Source organism: Bradyrhizobium septentrionale (assembly GCF_011516645.4).
In the GTDB taxonomy this organism is placed as follows: Bacteria; Pseudomonadota; Alphaproteobacteria; order Rhizobiales; family Xanthobacteraceae; genus Bradyrhizobium; species Bradyrhizobium septentrionale.
Map to the genome: position 1 here is coordinate 8,320,132 of NZ_CP088285.1, position 17,758 is coordinate 8,337,889.

General features: G+C 64.6%; 17 protein-coding genes. 3 read left to right on the forward strand and 14 right to left on the reverse strand.

The annotated features are described in order from the left end of the window. Nucleotides 1-12: 12 nt before the first annotated feature. From parC to rpoZ, 10 genes are all read right to left on the reverse strand, one after another. The gene (parC, locus tag HAP48_RS41545) at nt 13-2,268 is read right to left on the reverse strand and encodes a DNA topoisomerase IV subunit A (RefSeq protein ID WP_166205543.1); all 2,256 of its coding nucleotides are present in this window, start codon (nt 2,266-2,268) and stop codon (nt 13-15) included. Nucleotides 2,269-2,340: 72 nt separating this feature from the next. Further along, entirely contained in the window at nt 2,341-3,090 is a 750-nt protein-coding gene (gene recO / locus HAP48_RS41550) for a DNA repair protein RecO (RefSeq protein WP_166205544.1), read from the reverse strand. Between the two features lie 138 nt (nt 3,091-3,228). Beyond that, nucleotides 3,229-3,609, reverse strand: a complete 381-nt coding sequence (locus HAP48_RS41555) for a hypothetical protein (protein ID WP_166205545.1) — start codon at nt 3,607-3,609, stop codon at nt 3,229-3,231. A gap of 44 nt (nt 3,610-3,653) precedes the next feature. Continuing rightward, nucleotides 3,654-4,589, reverse strand: coding sequence for a GTPase Era (gene era / locus HAP48_RS41560; protein WP_166205546.1), 936 nt, complete (start codon nt 4,587-4,589; stop codon nt 3,654-3,656). Beyond that, the gene (rnc, locus tag HAP48_RS41565; RefSeq protein WP_166205547.1) at nt 4,582-5,403 is read right to left on the reverse strand and encodes a ribonuclease III; all 822 of its coding nucleotides are present in this window, start codon (nt 5,401-5,403) and stop codon (nt 4,582-4,584) included. The genes era and rnc overlap by 8 nt, the downstream gene beginning before the upstream one ends. Beyond that, nucleotides 5,400-6,161: a signal peptidase I gene (gene lepB, locus HAP48_RS41570; protein WP_029081105.1), complete on the reverse strand. Its 762-nt coding sequence runs from the start codon at nt 6,159-6,161 to the stop codon at nt 5,400-5,402. Before lepB ends, rnc begins: the two co-directional genes overlap by 4 nt. A gap of 284 nt (nt 6,162-6,445) precedes the next feature. After that, complete coding sequence (gene acpS / locus HAP48_RS41575) at nt 6,446-6,862, reverse strand: holo-ACP synthase (RefSeq protein WP_021078359.1); 417 nt, start codon at nt 6,860-6,862, stop codon at nt 6,446-6,448. Continuing rightward, nucleotides 6,859-7,632 carry a pyridoxine 5'-phosphate synthase gene (locus HAP48_RS41580; protein ID WP_166205548.1) on the reverse strand — a complete coding sequence of 258 codons (774 nt, stop codon included), beginning with the start codon at nt 7,630-7,632 and terminating at the stop codon, nt 6,859-6,861. The genes acpS and HAP48_RS41580 overlap by 4 nt, the downstream gene beginning before the upstream one ends. A gap of 94 nt (nt 7,633-7,726) precedes the next feature. After that, nucleotides 7,727-10,018: a RelA/SpoT family protein gene (locus HAP48_RS41585; protein ID WP_166205549.1), complete on the reverse strand. Its 2,292-nt coding sequence runs from the start codon at nt 10,016-10,018 to the stop codon at nt 7,727-7,729. Between the two features lie 206 nt (nt 10,019-10,224). After that, nucleotides 10,225-10,617: a DNA-directed RNA polymerase subunit omega gene (gene rpoZ, locus HAP48_RS41590; protein WP_016844003.1), complete on the reverse strand. Its 393-nt coding sequence runs from the start codon at nt 10,615-10,617 to the stop codon at nt 10,225-10,227. 361 nt (nt 10,618-10,978) lie between these two features. Between rpoZ and HAP48_RS41595 the strand changes: the two genes are divergently transcribed. Both HAP48_RS41595 and HAP48_RS41600 read left to right on the forward strand, forming a co-directional pair. After that, nucleotides 10,979-11,614 carry a LabA-like NYN domain-containing protein gene (locus HAP48_RS41595; protein WP_029081102.1) on the forward strand — a complete coding sequence of 212 codons (636 nt, stop codon included), beginning with the start codon at nt 10,979-10,981 and terminating at the stop codon, nt 11,612-11,614. Next, nucleotides 11,595-12,254 carry a uracil-DNA glycosylase gene (locus HAP48_RS41600; protein ID WP_166205550.1) on the forward strand — a complete coding sequence of 220 codons (660 nt, stop codon included), beginning with the start codon at nt 11,595-11,597 and terminating at the stop codon, nt 12,252-12,254. The genes HAP48_RS41595 and HAP48_RS41600 overlap by 20 nt, the downstream gene beginning before the upstream one ends. Here HAP48_RS41600 and HAP48_RS41605 read toward each other — a convergent pair. The 4 genes from HAP48_RS41605 to dapA form a co-directional block, all read right to left on the reverse strand. After that, a complete protein-coding gene (locus HAP48_RS41605; RefSeq protein WP_166205551.1) occupies nt 12,251-12,829 on the reverse strand; it encodes a peroxiredoxin in 579 nt (192 codons plus the stop codon). The genes HAP48_RS41600 and HAP48_RS41605 overlap by 4 nt on opposite strands. 146 nt (nt 12,830-12,975) lie before the next feature. Beyond that, complete coding sequence (smpB, locus tag HAP48_RS41610; RefSeq protein WP_029081099.1) at nt 12,976-13,449, reverse strand: SsrA-binding protein SmpB; 474 nt, start codon at nt 13,447-13,449, stop codon at nt 12,976-12,978. Nucleotide 13,450: 1 nt separating this feature from the next. Beyond that, nucleotides 13,451-13,867 carry a large conductance mechanosensitive channel protein MscL gene (mscL, locus tag HAP48_RS41615; protein WP_029081098.1) on the reverse strand — a complete coding sequence of 139 codons (417 nt, stop codon included), beginning with the start codon at nt 13,865-13,867 and terminating at the stop codon, nt 13,451-13,453. A gap of 47 nt (nt 13,868-13,914) precedes the next feature. Further along, complete coding sequence (gene dapA / locus HAP48_RS41620) at nt 13,915-14,805, reverse strand: 4-hydroxy-tetrahydrodipicolinate synthase (RefSeq protein WP_166205552.1); 891 nt, start codon at nt 14,803-14,805, stop codon at nt 13,915-13,917. Between the two features lie 332 nt (nt 14,806-15,137). On the opposite strand from dapA, the gene HAP48_RS41625 reads away from it, so the two are divergent. Then, entirely contained in the window at nt 15,138-17,585 is a 2,448-nt protein-coding gene (locus HAP48_RS41625; protein ID WP_210293049.1) for a lytic transglycosylase domain-containing protein, read from the forward strand. Nucleotides 17,586-17,758 lie beyond the last annotated feature (173 nt).

Genomic DNA, 17,758 nt, shown 5'->3' on the forward strand with positions numbered 1-17,758 from the left:
GCTACGCTTCCACTACTCCACGCCGCGGTTGAACTTGTTCGACTTCGGCAGGCCGTGGGCGAGCCGGCCGGCGTCGGCGCGGTTGCCGCGCCAGTCGGCCAGTTCCTTCAGGGTCATGCTGTGCTCGCGGCCGGCGGAATCCTTCCAGGTCAGGCCGGTCTTGGAATCGAACACCGCGACATCGGACAGCGAGGCACTGGTGTATTTCTGCAGGCGCATGCCGCGGCCTCGCGCCATCTCCGACACCTGGTCGAGACCGAACAGCACCATCTTGTGGTTGGTGCCGATCACCGCGACGGTGTCGCCGGTCACGGTCGTGATCGCACAAGCTTCGTTCGGCGCATCGACGATGAGCACCTGCTTGCCCTTGCGGGTGTTCCCGACGCAGTCCTCTTCCTTGACGACAAAGCCTTGCCCCTCGCTGCTCGCGATCAGGAACTTGCGCTCGCCCTTGTTGACGAACAGCGAGATGATCGCCGCATCCTGCTCGAGATCGATGAACATGCGGATCGGCTCGCCATGGCCGCGGCCGCCCGGCAGCTTGGCGACGTCGAGCGAATAGAACTTGCCGTTGGTGGCAAACAGCAGCAGCTTCGAGGTGGTCTCGGCAAAGAACGAGTGCTCGAGCTTGTCGTCGGTCTTGAAGGCGAGCCCCGAGAGATCCTCGACGTGCCCCTTCAGCGTCCGCACCCAGCCCTTCTCGGAGATCACGACGGTGCACGGCTCGCGCTCGACCAGCGCTTCCTCGATCGCGGCGAGATCATGCTCGGGCGCATCGGCAAAGGTGGTGCGGCGCTTGCCGAGCGGCGTCTTCGGCCCAAAGATGTCGCGGACCTTGCGCACCTGGTCGCTGACCTTGGTCCATTGCTCGGTCTCGGAACCGAGCAGGCCCTCGAGGCCCTTCAGCTCCTTGCGCAGATCCTTGTCCTCGGTGCGGATCTCCATCTCCTCCAGGCGGCGCAAATTGCGCAGGCGCATATTGAGGATGGCGTCGGCCTGGATGTCGGAGAGCTTGAAGGTCTTCATCAAGACCGGCTTCGGCTCGTCCTCGGTGCGGATGATCTTGATCACCTTGTCGAGATTCAGAAAGGCGATCAGCTGTCCGCCCAGGATTTCGAGCCGGTGCTCGATCTGGGTCTTGCGGAAGTTGGAACGGCGGATCAGCACGTCGCGCAGATGGTCGAGCCATTCGCGCAGGCACTCGGCAAGGCCGACCACCTTCGGGATACGGCCCTTGATCAGCACGTTGAGGTTCAGCGAGATCTTGCTTTCCAGCTCGGTCAGCCGGAACAGCGACTCCATCATCAGCGCTGGATCGACAGTGCGCGACTTCGGCTCGATGACGAAGCGGACGTCCTCTGCGGATTCATCGCGCACGTCGCCGACCAGCGGCAGCTTCTTCTGATCAAGGAGCTCCGAGATCTTCTCGTGCATGCGCGACTTCTGCACCAGCCACGGGATTTCGGTGACGACGACCACCCAGGCGCCGCGGGCGCCCTCTTCCACCGACCAGCGCGCGCGGGTCCGGAACGAGCCGCGGCCGGTGGTATAGGCCTCGATGATCGATTCCTTGGAATCGACAACGATGCCGCCGGTCGGGAAGTCCGGGCCCTTGACCCATTTCAGCAGCGCCTTCGACTTGGCGTCGGGCTTCTCGATCAGATGCAGCGCGGCGTCGCAGAGTTCGGCGGCGTTGTGCGGCGGGATCGAGGTCGCCATGCCGACCGCAATCCCCTGCGCGCCGTTGGCGAGCAGGTTCGGGAAGCCGCCCGGCAGCACCACCGGCTCTTTCGTCTGGCCGTCGTAATTGGCGCGAAACTCGACGCCGTCCTCGTCGATGCCCTCGAGCAAGAGCCGCGCGACCTCCGTCATGCGCGCTTCGGTGTAGCGGTAGGCGGCCGGATTATCGCCGTCGATATTGCCGAAATTGCCCTGGCCGTCGACCAGCGGGTAGCGCGAGGAGAAATCCTGCGCCAGGCGCACCATGGCGTCATAGATCGCCTGGTCGCCATGCGGATGGAACGAGCCCATCACGTCGCCGACGATCTTGGCCGACTTCTTGAACGCCGCGCGCGGATCGAGCCCGAGCAGGTCCATGCCGTAGAGGATGCGGCGGTGCACCGGCTTCAGCCCGTCGCGGGCGTCCGGCAGCGCGCGATGCATGATGGTCGAGAGCGCATAGGCGAGATAGCGCTCCTCGAGCGCGTCACGCAGCGGCACCTCGTGAATTTCGGCCGGCTCTTCCGGCGGTATCTGTCGTTTTCCCATGGGGAGGCGTTAAACCTTGGCGGTGAATCGGGCAAGCCGCGAATCACCGGGAATTTAGGTTGCGAATCGGGCTTAAGGAACGGCGGTCCGGCTCCGCCGCTTCGTCACGGCGTTGATAAATCCGTCGCGGGCGTCGGAATGGCCCTGGCCGCGCGGCTCCAGCACGTGGCGGAGCAGGAACAGGCCGGTGACCCGGAAACCGTCGAGCAGGTCCTGGTCCGACCAGCTGTTGGCACCGCCTTCGCCTTCGCGCAGGAATGCCGGCAGCCGCAACAGCCGGTCGCGCCACGGCTCGCCGGCCGTGCGGGACACGGCGCCGCCGGATTTCGGCGACACGTAGATCAGGTCGGTGGTCTCCCCGGTGGCCGCGCAGTTGTCCAAATCGAGCCCGAAGCCGAGCTCGGTCAGCATCGCGAGCTCAAACCGAATCAGGTGCACGGCGGCAACGCCGGCGTCATCGAAATCGTCCAGCGTTCCCTGCAGCATCTCGTAGATGTCTTCATGCGGATCGCGCTCCGGCAACAACCGCGCCAGCGCCGCCAGATGCGTGATGCCGTAGACGGCATGCGACGAGGCCAGCAGCGTCGCCGCCCGCAGCCGGGTGCCCTCCAGCGCATACATCCCGAGGTGCTCGTCGAGCCGCGCCCGCCACACCGCGGTGACGCTGTTGCCGGGCTGCAGCAGCGGCCGCATCCGCGAGCCGGCGCCGCCGCGCACCAGGCCGAGATGGCGGCCGTGCTCGCGCGTCAACAGCTCGACGATGGCGGAGGATTCGCCATGTCGCCGCACGCCCAGCACGATGCCTTCGTCGGTCCATTCCATGTGCAATAGATTACAGGATTCCGAGGATGAACGCAGCGATCTCGGCGTGTCATTCCGGGGCGATGCGAAGCATCGAACCCGGAATCTCGAGATTCCGGGTCTGGTCCTTCGGACCATCCCGGAATGACGGTGACAGCCTTACGCGTTGAACCAGCCCTGGGCGTCGCCGGTGAAGGAATAATACAGCCCGGCCGTGGTCAGGATGCAGGACACCACCTCGATGGCACTGTCGAGCTCCAAGCCCCTTTCGCCCATCACCTGCACCAGCGAGATCACCGACAACACCAGCATGGCAGCCAGCGCCCAGCGGGGCCGGTTCTTGCGGTGCCGCGCGGCGAGCCGGACGAAATACACCAGGAGCAGGATCATGCACCCGGCCGTCAGCGTCTCGCCGGTGATCATCTGCTCGGTCCTCACGGCGGTCGGCGTGCGGTCCTGGAACGCCACCGACAGCGCGTCGAGCGTCAGCGAGAGATAGAGCAGCACCTCAAACCACAGCACGTTTCTGGGCACATTCATCGCTCTGGGCACGCTCATTGCTCTGGGCACGTTCAAACGCCGATCTATTCCTTGGGGAATTCGAGTCCCATTTCCCGGTAGCGGTCGGGATCGTCGCCCCAGTTCTCGCGCACCTTGACGAACAGGAACAGATGCACCGGCACGCCCATGATCTCGGCGAGCTCGGCGCGCGCCTGCGCGCCGATCGACTTGATGGTGGCGCCGCCCTTCCCGAGCACGATCTTGCGCTGACTCTCGCGCTCGACATAGATCGTCTGCTCGATGCGGATCGACTTGTCCTTGCGGTCGGTCCAGCTGTCGGTCTCGACCGTCGACTGGTACGGCAATTCCTGATGCAGATGGCTGTAGATCTTCTCGCGCGTGATCTCGGCGGCCAGATGCCGCATCGGCGCGTCCGACATCTGGTCTTCGGGGTAGTGGAACGGCCCCGCGGGCACCATCTGCGCCAGCGCCCGCCGCAGATCGTCGACGCCATCGCCCGACAGCGCCGAGATCATGAATGTGTGCTCGAAGCGCATGCGTTCGTTGGCGGCCTGCGCCATCGCGAGCAATTTTTCCCGCTGAACGAGGTCGACCTTGTTCAGCACCAGGATCTTGGGATGCGCGACGGATTCGAGCTTGGCCAGAATCGCCTGCGCCTCCTCGTCGATCCCAGCCTTCGCATCGAGCAGCACGCAGACGAGATCGGCGTCGTGGGCACCGCTCCAGGCGGTCGACACCATGGCGCGGTCGAGCCGGCGCCGCGGCGCGAAGATGCCCGGCGTATCGACCAGGATGATCTGCGCATTGCCCTCGATCACGATGCCGCGGATCAGCGCGCGCGTGGTCTGCACCTTGCGCGAGACGATGGTGACCTTGGAGCCGACCAGCGCATTGACCAGCGTCGACTTGCCGACATTGGGCGCACCGATCAGCGCGACGAAGCCACAGCGCGTCGCGTTCCCCTGCCCCTCCGCCTGTCCCTTGGCTTCGTCAGTCATTGGTGCCGACGCCTTCACGCTCGATCATGGCGGATGCTGCTGCTTTCTCGGCCGCACGCTTGTTGCCGCCGAGACCCTCGGCGGAGGCCAGTCCCGGCAGGTCGACCGCAACGCGGAATTGCGGATCGTGGTGCGGGCCAGTGCGTTCGACCTCGCGATAGACCGGCGTCGGCAGTCCCTTGCCCTGCGCCCATTCCTGCAGCACGGTCTTGGGATCGCGCAGCGGCCGGCGCAGCTTGTGCATTCGTTCGGTCCAGTTGCGCTCGACGAACTGGCGCGCCGCCTCGTAGCCGCCGTCGAGAAAGATCGCGCCGATCACCGCTTCGCAGATGTCGCCGAGCACGGATTTGCGCAGCCGCGCGCCCTCGACCGCCTTCACCATGCCGAGCTTGATGTCCTCGAGCAGTCCGAGCGACTTGGCGACGTCGGCGCAGCTCTCCTTGCGCACGAGGTCGGCGAGCCGCTTCGACAATTCGCCCTCATCGGCCTTCGGGAAGGCCCGGAACAGCATGTCCGAGACGATCAGGCCGAGCACGTGGTCGCCGAGAAATTCCAGCCGCTGGTAGCTGTCGGCGCGGTTGCGGGTGGCGGGCTTCAGCGCGGAGACGTGGGTGAACGCGGTGGTCAGCAGCACGGGATCCGAGAAATTGTACCCGATGCGCGCCTCGGTGCCGGCGATCGCGGCCTTCTCTTCGGCCGCCTTGGCGGCCTTGCTGCGCCGTTTCTTCGGCGCGGCCGTACCGTCGGCGGCAGGCGTCGGGCTCGGCTCGCCGGCGGGCGCTTGATCGTTGATGGCTGCGGTGTCGTCGTTCATCGCACGATGGAGAATAGGCGGTTCCACCGCACCGCGAACGGCCAGCGCCAGATCATCCAGGCCTGCTCGCCCTCGGCGATCGAGAAGAAGATCATCTGGGCCCGCCCGATGATGTTCTCGAACGGAACGTAGCCGACCTGCGACAGGAAGCGGCTGTCGGTGGAATTGTCGCGGTTGTCGCCCATCATGAAGAAATGGCCGGGCGGGACGGTGTAGACGATGGTGTTGTCCATGTAGCTGTTGTCGGTGCAGTCCAGCGCCTCATAGCTGACGCCGTTCGGCAGGGTTTCCTTCCAGCGCTTGACGCGGGCGGTGGCATCCGCCGAGCCGCAAGGGTCCTCGCCGATGAAGTCGCTCAGCCGTTCCCGCTTGATCGGCTCATCATTGATGTAGAGCAGCCCGTTCCTGACCTCGATCCGGTCGCCCGGCAGTCCGATGACGCGCTTGATGTAGTCGGTGGAGTCGTCGCGCGGCAGGCGAAACACCACGATGTCGCCGCGGTTCGGCTCCGAGCCGAAGATGCGCCCCGAGAAGATGTTCGGCGAGAACGGGATCGAATAATGGCTATAGCCGTAGGAATATTTCGACACGAACAGGTAGTCGCCGACCAACAGCGTCGCCTTCATCGAGCCCGAAGGGATGTTGAACGGCTGGAACAGGAAGGTGCGGATGACGAGCGCGATCAGAAGGGCATGGATGACGACGCGGATGGTCTCGCCAAAGCCGCTCTCAGATTTGGTCCCGGTGGTCGCGCTCATTGCTTTCCCAATTCCCGCGGGCCCAGATGCCCGCGCGGTGGCAGAACGTTCTCTCCACGCGAAGCGCTCGATCCCCGCGTGAGGAAAATGGCCTTGATTCTGATCTTGAGGGCAAATCCCGACCTAAACCCGAAATTCGCGTCTCGCTCGATATACCCAGCGGCGTTTTAGACGGTTGTTCGCAGAGGCGCAATCAATCGCCGCCTGAAAACTTCGCAATTCATTGAAATGTCAATGATTTTTTAGTTTGCTGAAGTTTTCCGGCCGATTCCCGCGCCCTGCGCTCATCTGGCTGGAGCAACCGCCGAAATTATGACGAAGGCCTGCGCCAGCGGCCAATCGTCCGTGATCGAAAGGTCGATCTGAGCCTGCATGCCCTCGGGCGTCAGTTCCTGGAGCCGGGCCAGCGCCCCACCGGTCAGCCGCATCGACGGCCGCCCTCCCGGCAGGTTCACCACCCCCATGTCCTTCCACCACACCCCGCGCCGGATACCGGTGCCGAGCGCCTTGGAGCAGGCCTCCTTCGCGGCGAAGCGCTTGGCGTAGGTCGCCACCACCATCTTCTCATTGTTGGCCCGGCGCATCGCCTTGGCGCGCTCGGCATCGGTGAAGATGCGATCGAGGAATCGCTCGCCATGGCGCTCGATCACCTTCGCGACCCGCGTGATATCGATCAGGTCGGAGCCGATGCCGATGATCATGCGCCGACTGCGCCTTGCGCCCTGGCGCGGCCGCGGTCCATCGCCGCGCGCATCTCGCGCACCGTGCCTGCGATGCCGACGAACAGCGCCTCGCCCATCATGAAGTAGCCGATGTTCAGCTCGCGGATTTCGGGCAGCGCGGAAATCGTCTCCGCGGTGTCATAGTCGAGCCCATGGCCGGCATGGACCTCGAGCCCGGCCGCCTGCGCGAGCTTGGCGCCATCGACGATGCGCTTCCATTCGGCTTTCGCCTTGTCGGTGTGGCCGTCGACCACGGCGTCGCACCAGCCGCCGGTATGGATCTCGATCACGGGTGCCTTCAGCTTCGCCGCCATCTCGATCTGCCTTGGATCGGCGGCGATGAACAGCGAGACCCGGATGCCGGCATCATTGAGCCGCGCGATGAACGGCGCCAGCGCATTGTGCTGGCCGACCACGTCGAGACCGCCTTCGGTGGTGAGTTCCTGACGCCGCTCCGGCACCAGGCAGACGGCGTGCGGCCTGGTGGCGAGCGAAATCCGCAGCATGTCGTCGGTCGCCGCCATCTCGAAATTCAAAGGCTTGGAGATCTCGGCCTTGAGCCGCGCCATGTCCTCGTCGCGGATGTGGCGGCGATCCTCGCGCAAATGCGCGGTGATGCCGTCGGCGCCGGCTTCGATCGCAGCCAGCGCCAGCCGCACCGGATCGGGCCGCGCCCCGCCGCGCGCATTGCGCAGGGTCGCGACGTGATCGACATTGATTCCGAGGCGCAGCGGAGGAGCATTTGACATTTTCTTGGACCTGCAAATCTAACTCGTCATGCGCGGGCATAGCCGTCCGAAGGACGGCGTCGCTTCCGCTCGCCTATGCCCCGCGCATCCATCTTCAACCATTGACGCGCTCGACCTTTGCGACGACGGCCTTGGCGCGCAACTGCGCGATGATAGCGAGGAGATGCTTGAGGTCATAGACCTCAAGATCGATGGTCAGCTCCGTGAAATCCGGCGACTGGCGCGACATGTGGATGTTGTCGATGTTGCCGTCGTGCTCGGCGATCACGGTGGCGATCTGGGCGAGGCTGCCGGGCTCGTTGACATTGTGGACCAGGATGCGCGCCGGGAAGCGCTGCGGCATGGTCTCGTCGATGTCCCAGCGCACGTCGAGCCAGCGCTCCGGCTCCTCCTCGAAATCCTTCAGCGCCGGCGACTGGATCGGATAGATCGTGATCCCCTCGCCCGGCGTTACGATGCCGACGATCCGGTCGCCCGGCACGGCGCCGCCGTTCGGCGCGAATTTCACCGGCAGGTCGGAATTGATGCCGCGCACCGGGATCACTGAGGTGGCGCGCGCCGGATGCGGCGGGGTCTGCGTCTTCAGCTTGGCGACGAGCCCCTTCTTGGCGCCATAGCGTACCAGGCGCTCTTCCTTGTAGTCGGGATACATCGCGCGCGCGACGTCGGAGGCCTTGATCTCGCCGCGACCGACCGAGGCCATCACGTCCTCGATCGAGGTCCGCGCGAGCCGCGGCAATGCGCCCTTCAGCTTGTCGTCGGCATATTCGATCTTGGCGCGGGCAAACAGGCGGTCGACGATGCGGCGGCCGAGGCCGGCATACTGGTCGCGTACGGCATCACGGGTGGCGCGCCGGATCGCGGCCCGCGCCTTGCCGGTGCGGGCGAGCGCTTCCCAGGCCGATGGCGGTGCCGACTGCGCCTTCGAGGTCAGCACCTCGACCTCGTCACCATTCTGCAGCTCGGAGGACAGCGGCGCGAACTTGCCATTGATCTTGCAGCCGACCGCGCTGTTGCCGACACCGGTGTGCACGGCATAGGCGAAATCGATCACATTGGCGTTGCGCGGCAGCGCGATCAGCTTGCCCTTCGGCGTGAAGCAGAACACCTGGTCGTGGAACAGCTCGAGCTTGGTGTGCTCCAGAAACTCTTCCGGGTTGGCGCTTTCCGAAAGGATGCCGATGGTGTGGCGCAGCCAGGCGAAGGCGTTGGACTCGTGCTTCATCCGCTCGTGCGGCGAGCCCGCCCCTTCCTTGTAGAAGGCATGCGCTGCGATGCCGAACTCGGCGATCTGGTTCATCTCCTCGGTGCGGATCTGCAGCTCGACACGCTGCTTGCCCGGACCGATCACGGTGGTGTGGATCGAGCGGTAGTCGTTCTGCTTCGGCGTCGAGATGTAGTCCTTGAAGCGGCCCGGCACCACCGGCCAGGTGGTGTGGACGATACCGAGCGCGCGGTAGCAGGCGCCGACATCGTCGAGGATGACGCGGAAGCCGTAGATGTCGGACAGCTGCTCGAAGCCGACCGACTTGCGCTCCATCTTGGTCCAGATCGAAAACGGCTGCTTGCGGCGGCCGAACACCCGCGCGGTGATGCCGTTCTTCTGCAGGTTCTTGGAGAGCTGGCTTTCGATCTCGCCGATCAAATTACGGTTGCGCTCAGCCAGCGCATCGAGCCGCTGCTTGACCACGGCATAGGCCTCGGGATCGAGCACGAAGAAGGACAGGTCCTCGAGCTCCTCGCGCATCTCCTGCATGCCCATGCGGCCGGCGAGCGGCGCATAGATGTCCAGCGTCTCGTCGGCGATGCGGCGGCGCGAGGCCGGCGGCACGAATTCCAGCGTGCGCATGTTGTGCAGGCGGTCGGCGAGCTTGATCAGCAACACGCGGACGTCGTCAGCAATCGCCAGCAACAGCTTGCGCAGATTCTCGGCCTGCTTGGCCTCGCGCGACACCAGCTCCAGCCGCTTCAGCTTGGTCAGGCCTTCGACCAGTGCCCCGATCTCGTGGCCGAAGACATGATCGATCTCGGCGCGCGTCGCCTCGGTGTCCTCGATCGTGTCGTGCAGCAGGGCCGCGACGATCGTGGCATCGTCGAGCTTGAGGTTGGTGAGGATCGCGGCGACCTCGAGCGGATGCGAGAAATAGGGATCGCCGGAGGCACGGGTCTGCGTGCCGTGCGCCTTCATGGCGTAGACATAGGCGCGGTTGAGCAGATCCTCGTTGGTATCGGGATTGTAGGAGCGGACGCGCTCGACAAGGTCATATTGTCGCATCATGCGCGTCCGCGGCTTGGCCGGCCGCTCCGCCGCGGACGACGCCGGTGCCACCGCGACCGTTTCGGTTGCAGCCTGCATCTGGATGGAACTGCGGCGTCGATACGCCATGAACGCGATGCCTCTCCCGCGGGACCGGAACGTCCCACCTTGCTCAATCTAGTGCGCTTTCGAATGAAGCAGCACCCTGCGCAGGCCCTGGAACCGTTCAATTTCCCGCGCCCGCATAGGACGCACCGTAACAGCGAAATTGTCAACAAAAGCAAAGGCCCGGAGCAATGTCCGGGCCTTTTTCAAATCAATCCGAAACGAAGAGCTTATTCGTCTTCCTCGGGCTGCTCCTCCGGAGGCGCCAGGCCTTCGAGGCCCTTCAGCAGCTCTTCCTCGGTCATCCGTTCGACTGCGACCTCGGTGTCGTCGGCATCGACGCTGGCACCGGCGGAACCGATCAGCGGCACGGTGTCGGGCTCGGGCTCGTCGACCTCGACGAACTTCTGCAGCGAGTGCACGAGTTCCTCTTTCAGGTCTTCCGGCGAGATCGTCGAATCGGCGATCTCCCGCAGCGAGACCACCGGGTTCTTGTCGTTGTCGCGATCAACCGTGAGTTGCGAGCCCGACGAGATCATCCGGGCGCGATGCGCAGCCAACAGGACGAGGTCGAAACGATTGTCGACCTTATCAATACAATCTTCGACGGTGACGCGAGCCATCTCGAGGCGCTCCGTGGTAAAAGGGACCGAACATGTTGGTTATGAGGGTTAGTTATAGGGCTAGCCCCGGTTTCGCAAGGTAAAATTTGTGATTTGCCTTCCCAACAGGCTCTGATAACCCGGTCTGACGGGGCCAGAAGGGCCGGAGCGTCTGACGACATGGCTAGGTTGCTGTCCCAGACAAGTAAATCTCTTCATTGCAATGTCAAAGGTCTAGGCTTTTTGCCCTCGCCTCACCATAATTGCGGTGGTGACTGTCGTGGGGAAAGATTCACAGAACTTTAGGCAAGCTACGCAGGAAATTGCGCGCGGTCGTTCGCCGCTGCGCTAAAAACACTAACAACCACGCGAGAACACTTTGATGTCGTCACCTGTTTCCAACAAGATCGCGCTCTTCATCGACGGAGCCAATCTGTACGCCACCGCAAAGACGCTGGGCTTCGACATCGACTACAAGCGCCTCCTCAAGGAATTCCAGAGTCGAGGCACGCTGCTGCGGGCGTTCTACTACACGGCGATCATTGAGGATCAGGAGTATTCGTCGATCCGTCCGCTGATCGACTGGCTCGACTACAACGGCTACACCGTCGTCACCAAGGCCACCAAGGAATTCATCGACGCCAGCGGCCGCCGCAAGGTGAAGGGCAATATGGACATCGAGCTCGCGGTCGATGCCATGGAACTCGCCGAACACATCGACCAGATGATCCTGTTTTCCGGCGATGGCGACTTCCGTTCCCTGGTCGAGGCGGTACAGCGCCGCGGCGTCCGCGTCACCGTCATCTCCACCATTGCCAGCCAGCCGCCGATGATCGCCGACGAGCTGCGCCGCCAGGCCGACGTCTTCACCGACCTCGTCGAGCTGCAATCCAAGCTCGGCCGCGATCCGTCCGAACGTCCGGCCCCGCGCGAACCGCGTCACCACTCCCCGCAATTCCTGCAGCGCGCGACCACCACCATGGCCCCACGGGGAGCCGATGACGATTTCGACGAGTAACCTCGTCGCCGCACCTACGCGCCCCGACTGCAACTGTCAGCTCTGTGTCAGGCTGGCCGACTTCCGCGCACAAGCGCGGGCCCTCCACCCGGACTGGTTCAACTCGCCGGTGGAGTCTTTCGGCGACCCAAATGCGCGGCTGTTGATCGTCGGCCTCGCGCCGGGCATGCAGGGCGCCAACCGCACCGGCCGTCCTTTCACCGGCGATTATGCCGGTGACCTGCTCTACGCGACCCTGCTCGAATATGGCTTCGCCAGCGGCGTCTATCAGGCGCGCCCGGACGACGGACTGAAGCTGGTCGACAGCCGGATCAGCAACGCGGTACGTTGCGTGCCGCCGCAGAACAAGCCGCTGCCGGCCGAGATCAACACCTGCCGGCAATTCCTGAGCGCCACCATCGCCACGATGCCGAAGCTGCGCGCGATCGTGCTGCTCGGGCGAATCGCCCACGAATCGACTCTGAAGGCGCTGGGCATCCGTCTGGCTGCGGCCCCCTTTGTGCACGGTGCAGTGCATAGCGCTGGCACCTTCAAGCTCTACGACAGCTATCACTGCTCGCGCTACAACACGAACACGGGCGTGTTGACCACCGACATGTTCCGCGAGGTCTTCGCGACCGTGCGGAAGGATCTCGGCTAGAGCTTCGGATTGTCCCTCAGCCACTGCAGCACGTCGCCGGCGTTCCGGTCAGGTGGAAACACCGGATAGAACACGTGGGTGATGCGCGCATTGTCGATGATAAGCGCGAGCCGCTTGATCAGCGTCAGGCCCGCCACCGACATCGTCGGCAATCTCAGCGTGTGCGTCAGTTCCAGCGCTTCGTCGGACAGCACCGGGAACGGCAGATGCAGGCGCGACGCCATTTCGGTCTGGTACGCATTGCTTTGGGTCGACAGCCCGAACACCTGCGCGGCCCCGGCCGCCTTCAGATCGGCGAACAGGTCGCGGAACGCGCAGGTTTGCGGCGTACAGCCGCGGGCGCCGGGGATCATGTCCCAATCATCGACCAGCCCGATCTTGCCGGGCTCGCCGGTTCGTGGATAGGCGAACACCACGGTGCGGCCCTCGAGCGCCGACAACGTCACCGACGTGTCGTTGGTGGCGCGCAAGGTCACCGGCGGGATCGTCATGCCGGTCAGATGCGCCGCGCCGCCGTCGTCCGTGGGCGGTGGGATCTTGCTCCAGTCGACATCGGTCAGGCTGCTCTGGCTCATCGCCCAAATCTCCGTGGGTCATCATTGCGAGCCAACGGGTCGCGCCAACGCGCGCCCGATGATAAACTTAGCGAAGCAATCCATAGCGCCGCAGTGGATGGATGGATTGCTTCGTCGCTTCGCTCCTCGCAATGACGGCTTGAATTCTATCCTCGCGCCCGCATCAGGCGGCCCTTCTCGCGGCCCCAGTCGCGCTTCTTCTCGGACTCGCGCTTGTCGTGCAGCTTCTTGCCCTTGGCGATCGCGAGCAGCAGTTTGGCACGGCCGCGCTCGTTGAAGTACAGCTTCAGCGGAATGAGCGTCATGCCCTCGCGGTCGACCGCGCCGAGCAGCTTGTTGATCTGCTTGCGATGCAGCAGCAGCTTGCGCGGCCGCTTCGGCTCGTGGTTGAAGCGGTTGGCCTGCAGGTATTCCGGGATATTGGCGTTGATCAGCCATATCTCGCCGTTCTTGGAATCCGCATAGGATTCCGCGATCGTGCTCTTGCCGCTGCGGATCGATTTCACCTCGGTGCCGGTCAGCGAGATGCCGGCCTCGATCGTATCCTCGATGGCGTAGTTGAAGCGGGCCTTTCGGTTTTCGGCGACAACCTTGATCGGACGTTCGTTCTTGTCGGCCACTTTAGCCCTTCTTGAGGAGGTCGCGGATTTCCGTCAGCAGCACGACCTCGTCGGACGGCTTCGGCGGCTCGGCGGGCTTGGCCTCATCCTTGCGCTTGAACTGGCTCATGGTGCGAATGACCAGGAACAGCACGAATGCGACGATCAGGAAGTTGAGCGTCAGCGTCAGGAAGTTGCCCCAGGCCAGCACCGCCCCCTGCTTCTTGGCGTCGGCCAGATTGGTCGCGTTGACCGCCTTGGAAAGTCCGGTGAAATAGTTGGAGAAATCGAGCCCGCCCGTGATCGCGCCGATGATCGGCATGATGATGTCGCCGACCAGCGAAGTGACGATCGCGCCGAAGGCCGCACCGATGATGACGGCGACGGCGAGGTCGACGACATTGCCCTTCATGGCGAATTCGCGGAATTCCTTCAGCATGCCCATCCCCTTCTCTTCGACGTTGCGCACGGCAGGTCCGGTCCGGCTCAGTTGATCAGGCCGGCATGCACCATGGCGCTGCGGACGGCAGTGCGGGTCGCTTCGGTGACCGGCACCATCGGCAGGCGCAGCTTCTCGTCCAGCTTGCCGAGCAGCGACATCGCGTATTTCACCGGCGCCGGGTTGCTCTCGATGAACAGATTGGTGTGCAGCGGCATCAGCTTGTCATGGATCTTCAGCGCCGTGGTGACGTCACCCTTCTGCCAGGCGGTCTGGAATTCCGAGCACAGCCGCGGCGCGACGTTCGAGGTCACCGAGATGCAGCCATGGCCGCCATGCGCCATGTAGCCGATGATGGTCGCGTCCTCGCCGGACAACTGGTTGAAGTCCTCACCCATCGCGGCGCGCTGCTGCGAGACCCGCACCATGCTTGCAGTCGCGTCCTTGACGCCGGCGATGTTCTTCAGCTCGAACAGCCGCTTCATGGTGTCGACGGACATGTCGATCACCGAGCGCGGCGGAATGTTGTAGATGATGATCGGAATCCCGATCGCATCGTTGATCGCCTTGAAGTGCTGGTACATGCCTTCCTGGGTCGGCTTGTTGTAGTACGGCGTCACCACCAGCACCGCATTGGCTCCTGCCTTCTCGGCGTGCTCGGCGAGCTCGATCGCCTCCTTGGTCGAATTCGAGCCGGCGCCGGCGATCACGGGCACCCGGCCCTTGGCCTCCTCGATGCACCACTCGACCACCCGCTTGTGCTCGTCATGGCTGAGCGTCGGGCTCTCGCCTGTCGTGCCGACCGGCACCAGGCCGTGCGTACCCTCGGCGATCTGCCAGTTCACGAGGCTGCGGAACGCCGCCTCGTCCACCGAGCCGTTCTTGAAGGGCGTCACCAAGGCAGTGAATGACCCCCGGAATTTTGTCTTGGCTGCCATGGACTTCCTCCAAACGCTTCAGGCTATAGGCTAGGTCGACGGACCGTTCTTGATGGCGCGCTTCGCGTCTGCGCGACCGGCACCGATCGATGCGAAACGCCACGAAAGGCAATTCATATCGGGTCTGGCCGACAGGCGAAAGGGCCGCACCGTACCTATTCCCAGCCGGTTCCAGCCGCGATTTTGCCGTGGTGCTGGCGCAAACAGCCGCACCGGCTGACTTCTTAGTATTTTGTCTACGTTTTCAATCAAATAAGAACCCATGGCCCGAACGACCAGATGATTCGAGGCCGCAGAGGACTTTCGTGATCCGTTCCGCCCGCGCAGGCACTTTGCGATCGACGGCGCTGGCGACGAGCCTCGCGCTCGTTGTCGGCCTTGCCGCCATCACGGCCGATGCATGGGCCGCCACGGATGCGCCGGCAACACCGCCGGCTGCCGACAGCGCCGCTCCCAAATCGGCCGCGCCCAAGGCTGCGGCTCCCAAGGCTGCTGCTCCGAAAGCCACGGCACCGAAGTCTGCCGCTCCCAAGGCGGCTGCTCCCAAGGCCGACGCTCCCAAGGCGGCTGCTTCAAAGCCAGCCGCAACAAAGAGCGACTCCGCAAAGACCGACGCCGCGAAGACAACTGCTTCCAAGTCCGGCGCGGCCAAGACGGACGGTGCCAAGACCGTTCATCCCAAGACCACCGATTCCAAGAGCACGGGGTCAAAGACCGCCGCGCCCAAGACCGCCTCGCCCGCTTCGACGGGAAGTCTGCCGAAGAAACCGGCGCCCGCCAGCGTCGCCGCACCCGCGCTGGTTCCCGCGACCCGCCAGCATGCCGCCCCTGTCGTGCGCAAGCCGGTGGTGCCTGCGGCGGTGGCCGCGACATCGTCGACGTCGCAGTCGGACAAGGACGCACTCGCCAACGTCGTCGAGCTGCTGCGCAAGCGCAGGCCTTCCGACGCCACCGAGGCCGAGGCCTCGATCTCCGATCCGGTCGCGCGCAAGCTTGCCGAATGGCTGATCCTGCGCAGCGAGGACAATGGCGCCTCGGTCGAGCGCTACCGCAGCTTCCTCGACGCCAATCCGAGCTGGCCTTCGCAGACCTTCCTGCGTCGCCGCATCGAGGCCTCGCTGTGGGACGACCGTCGCGACGATTCCGCGGTCTGGGCCTGGTTCCAGAATGAATCGCCGGTTTCGGCCAAGGGCCGGCTCGCGCTCGCCAAGGTGATGATCGGCCGCGGCGACCGCGGCAATGCCGAGCGCCTGGTGCGCGAGGCCTGGCGCAACGACGGGATGAGCGAGGACACCGAAACCGTCGCGCTCGATCTGTTCGGCTCGTTCCTCACCGCCGGCGACCACAAGGCGCGCATGGACACCATGCTCTACGGCACAGACAACGAAGCTGCCGGCATGCGCGAGGCCAAGCGGCTCGGCTCCGGCTATGTGGCGCTGGCCAAGGCCCGCATCGCCGCCACCCGCAAGGGCTCGAACCTGCGCGCGCTGCTCGAAGCGGTGCCGAGCGAACTCTCCGGCGACACCAGCTATTTGTTCGCGAAAATCCAGTTGCTCCGCCGCGAAGAGAAATTCGATGAAGCCGCGCGGCTGATGCTGAGCGCGCCGAAGGAGGCCTCCCGCCTCTACAATGTCGACGAATGGTGGATCGAGCGCCGGCTGCTGGCGCGCAAGATGATCGACACCAACGAGTTTCGCACTGCCTATCTGATCGCCCGCGACGCGGCGCTGCCGGCCCGCGACATCTACAAGACCGAGCAGGAATTCACCGCCGGCTGGATCGCGCTGCGCTTCCTCAACGATCCCGCCCTCGCCGCCCAGCACTTCGCGCGGATCGGCGTCGGCAGCGCCAACCCGACTGCGCTGGCGCGTGCCGGCTATTGGCAGGGCCGAGCCGCGGAAGCCGCCGGCCGCGGTCAGGAGGCACGCGCCGCCTATGCCCGCGCGGCCGAACAATCCACCAGTTACTACGGACAGCTCGCGCGCGCAAAACTCGGCCTGCCGCAGATCGAGCTGAACAGTGCGCCGCGCGGCCGCGGCGCCGATCGGCTGGAGATCGTGCGCGCGGTGGCGCTGCTGTACGAGATCGACGCGCGCGAGCTCGCGATTCCGATCTTCGGCGACCTCGGCGATAATGGCGATCCGGAGGCGCTGGCCGGTATCGGCGAGCTGACCGCACGCAACGGCGACGCACGCGGCATGCTGCTGATGGGCAAGTCCGCGCTCAACCGCGGACTGCCGTTCGACCACTACGCCTATCCGGTCAACGGCATTCCATCGTTCCGCCAGGTCGGGCCGGAGGTCGAGCAGAGCGTCGTCTACGCGATTGCGCGCCAGGAGAGCGCGTTCAATCCGGCCGTGGTGTCGCCGGCCCAGGCCTACGGCCTGATGCAGGTGACGCCCGACGCCGGACGTTACGTCTGCAAGCGCGCCGGCATCGGCTTCGATCTCAACCGGATGAAGACCGACCCGGTCTACAACGCGATGCTTGGCGCGGCCGAGCTCGGCGGGTTGCTCGAGGACTATCGCGGCTCCTACATCCTGACCTTCGCCGCCTACAATGCCGGCCGCGGCAGCGTGAAGAAGTGGATCGAGCGCTACGGCGACCCGCGCGATCCCAAGGTCGACGCGGTCGACTGGGTCGAGCTGATTCCGTTCTCGGAGACGCGGAACTACGTCCAGCGGATCATGGAGAACCTGCAGGTCTATCGCGCCCGCTTCGGCGGCGGGACCCGGTTGCAGATCGAGGCCGACCTGCACCGCGGCGCCAGCGTGGAATGACCCGGCGGGAGCGGTTTTCAACAGGCTTGCGACGGATCGCGGGCGAATCCTGACGCAACTCATTGTTATAATTAAAATTTGGTGCGATTGGCCGCGTCAGCGCCCCCGATTGGCGCTGTATATGCTGTATATAGAGGCTCCAGGGCGGCCGGCGGTCGCATGTCGGTTGGCGC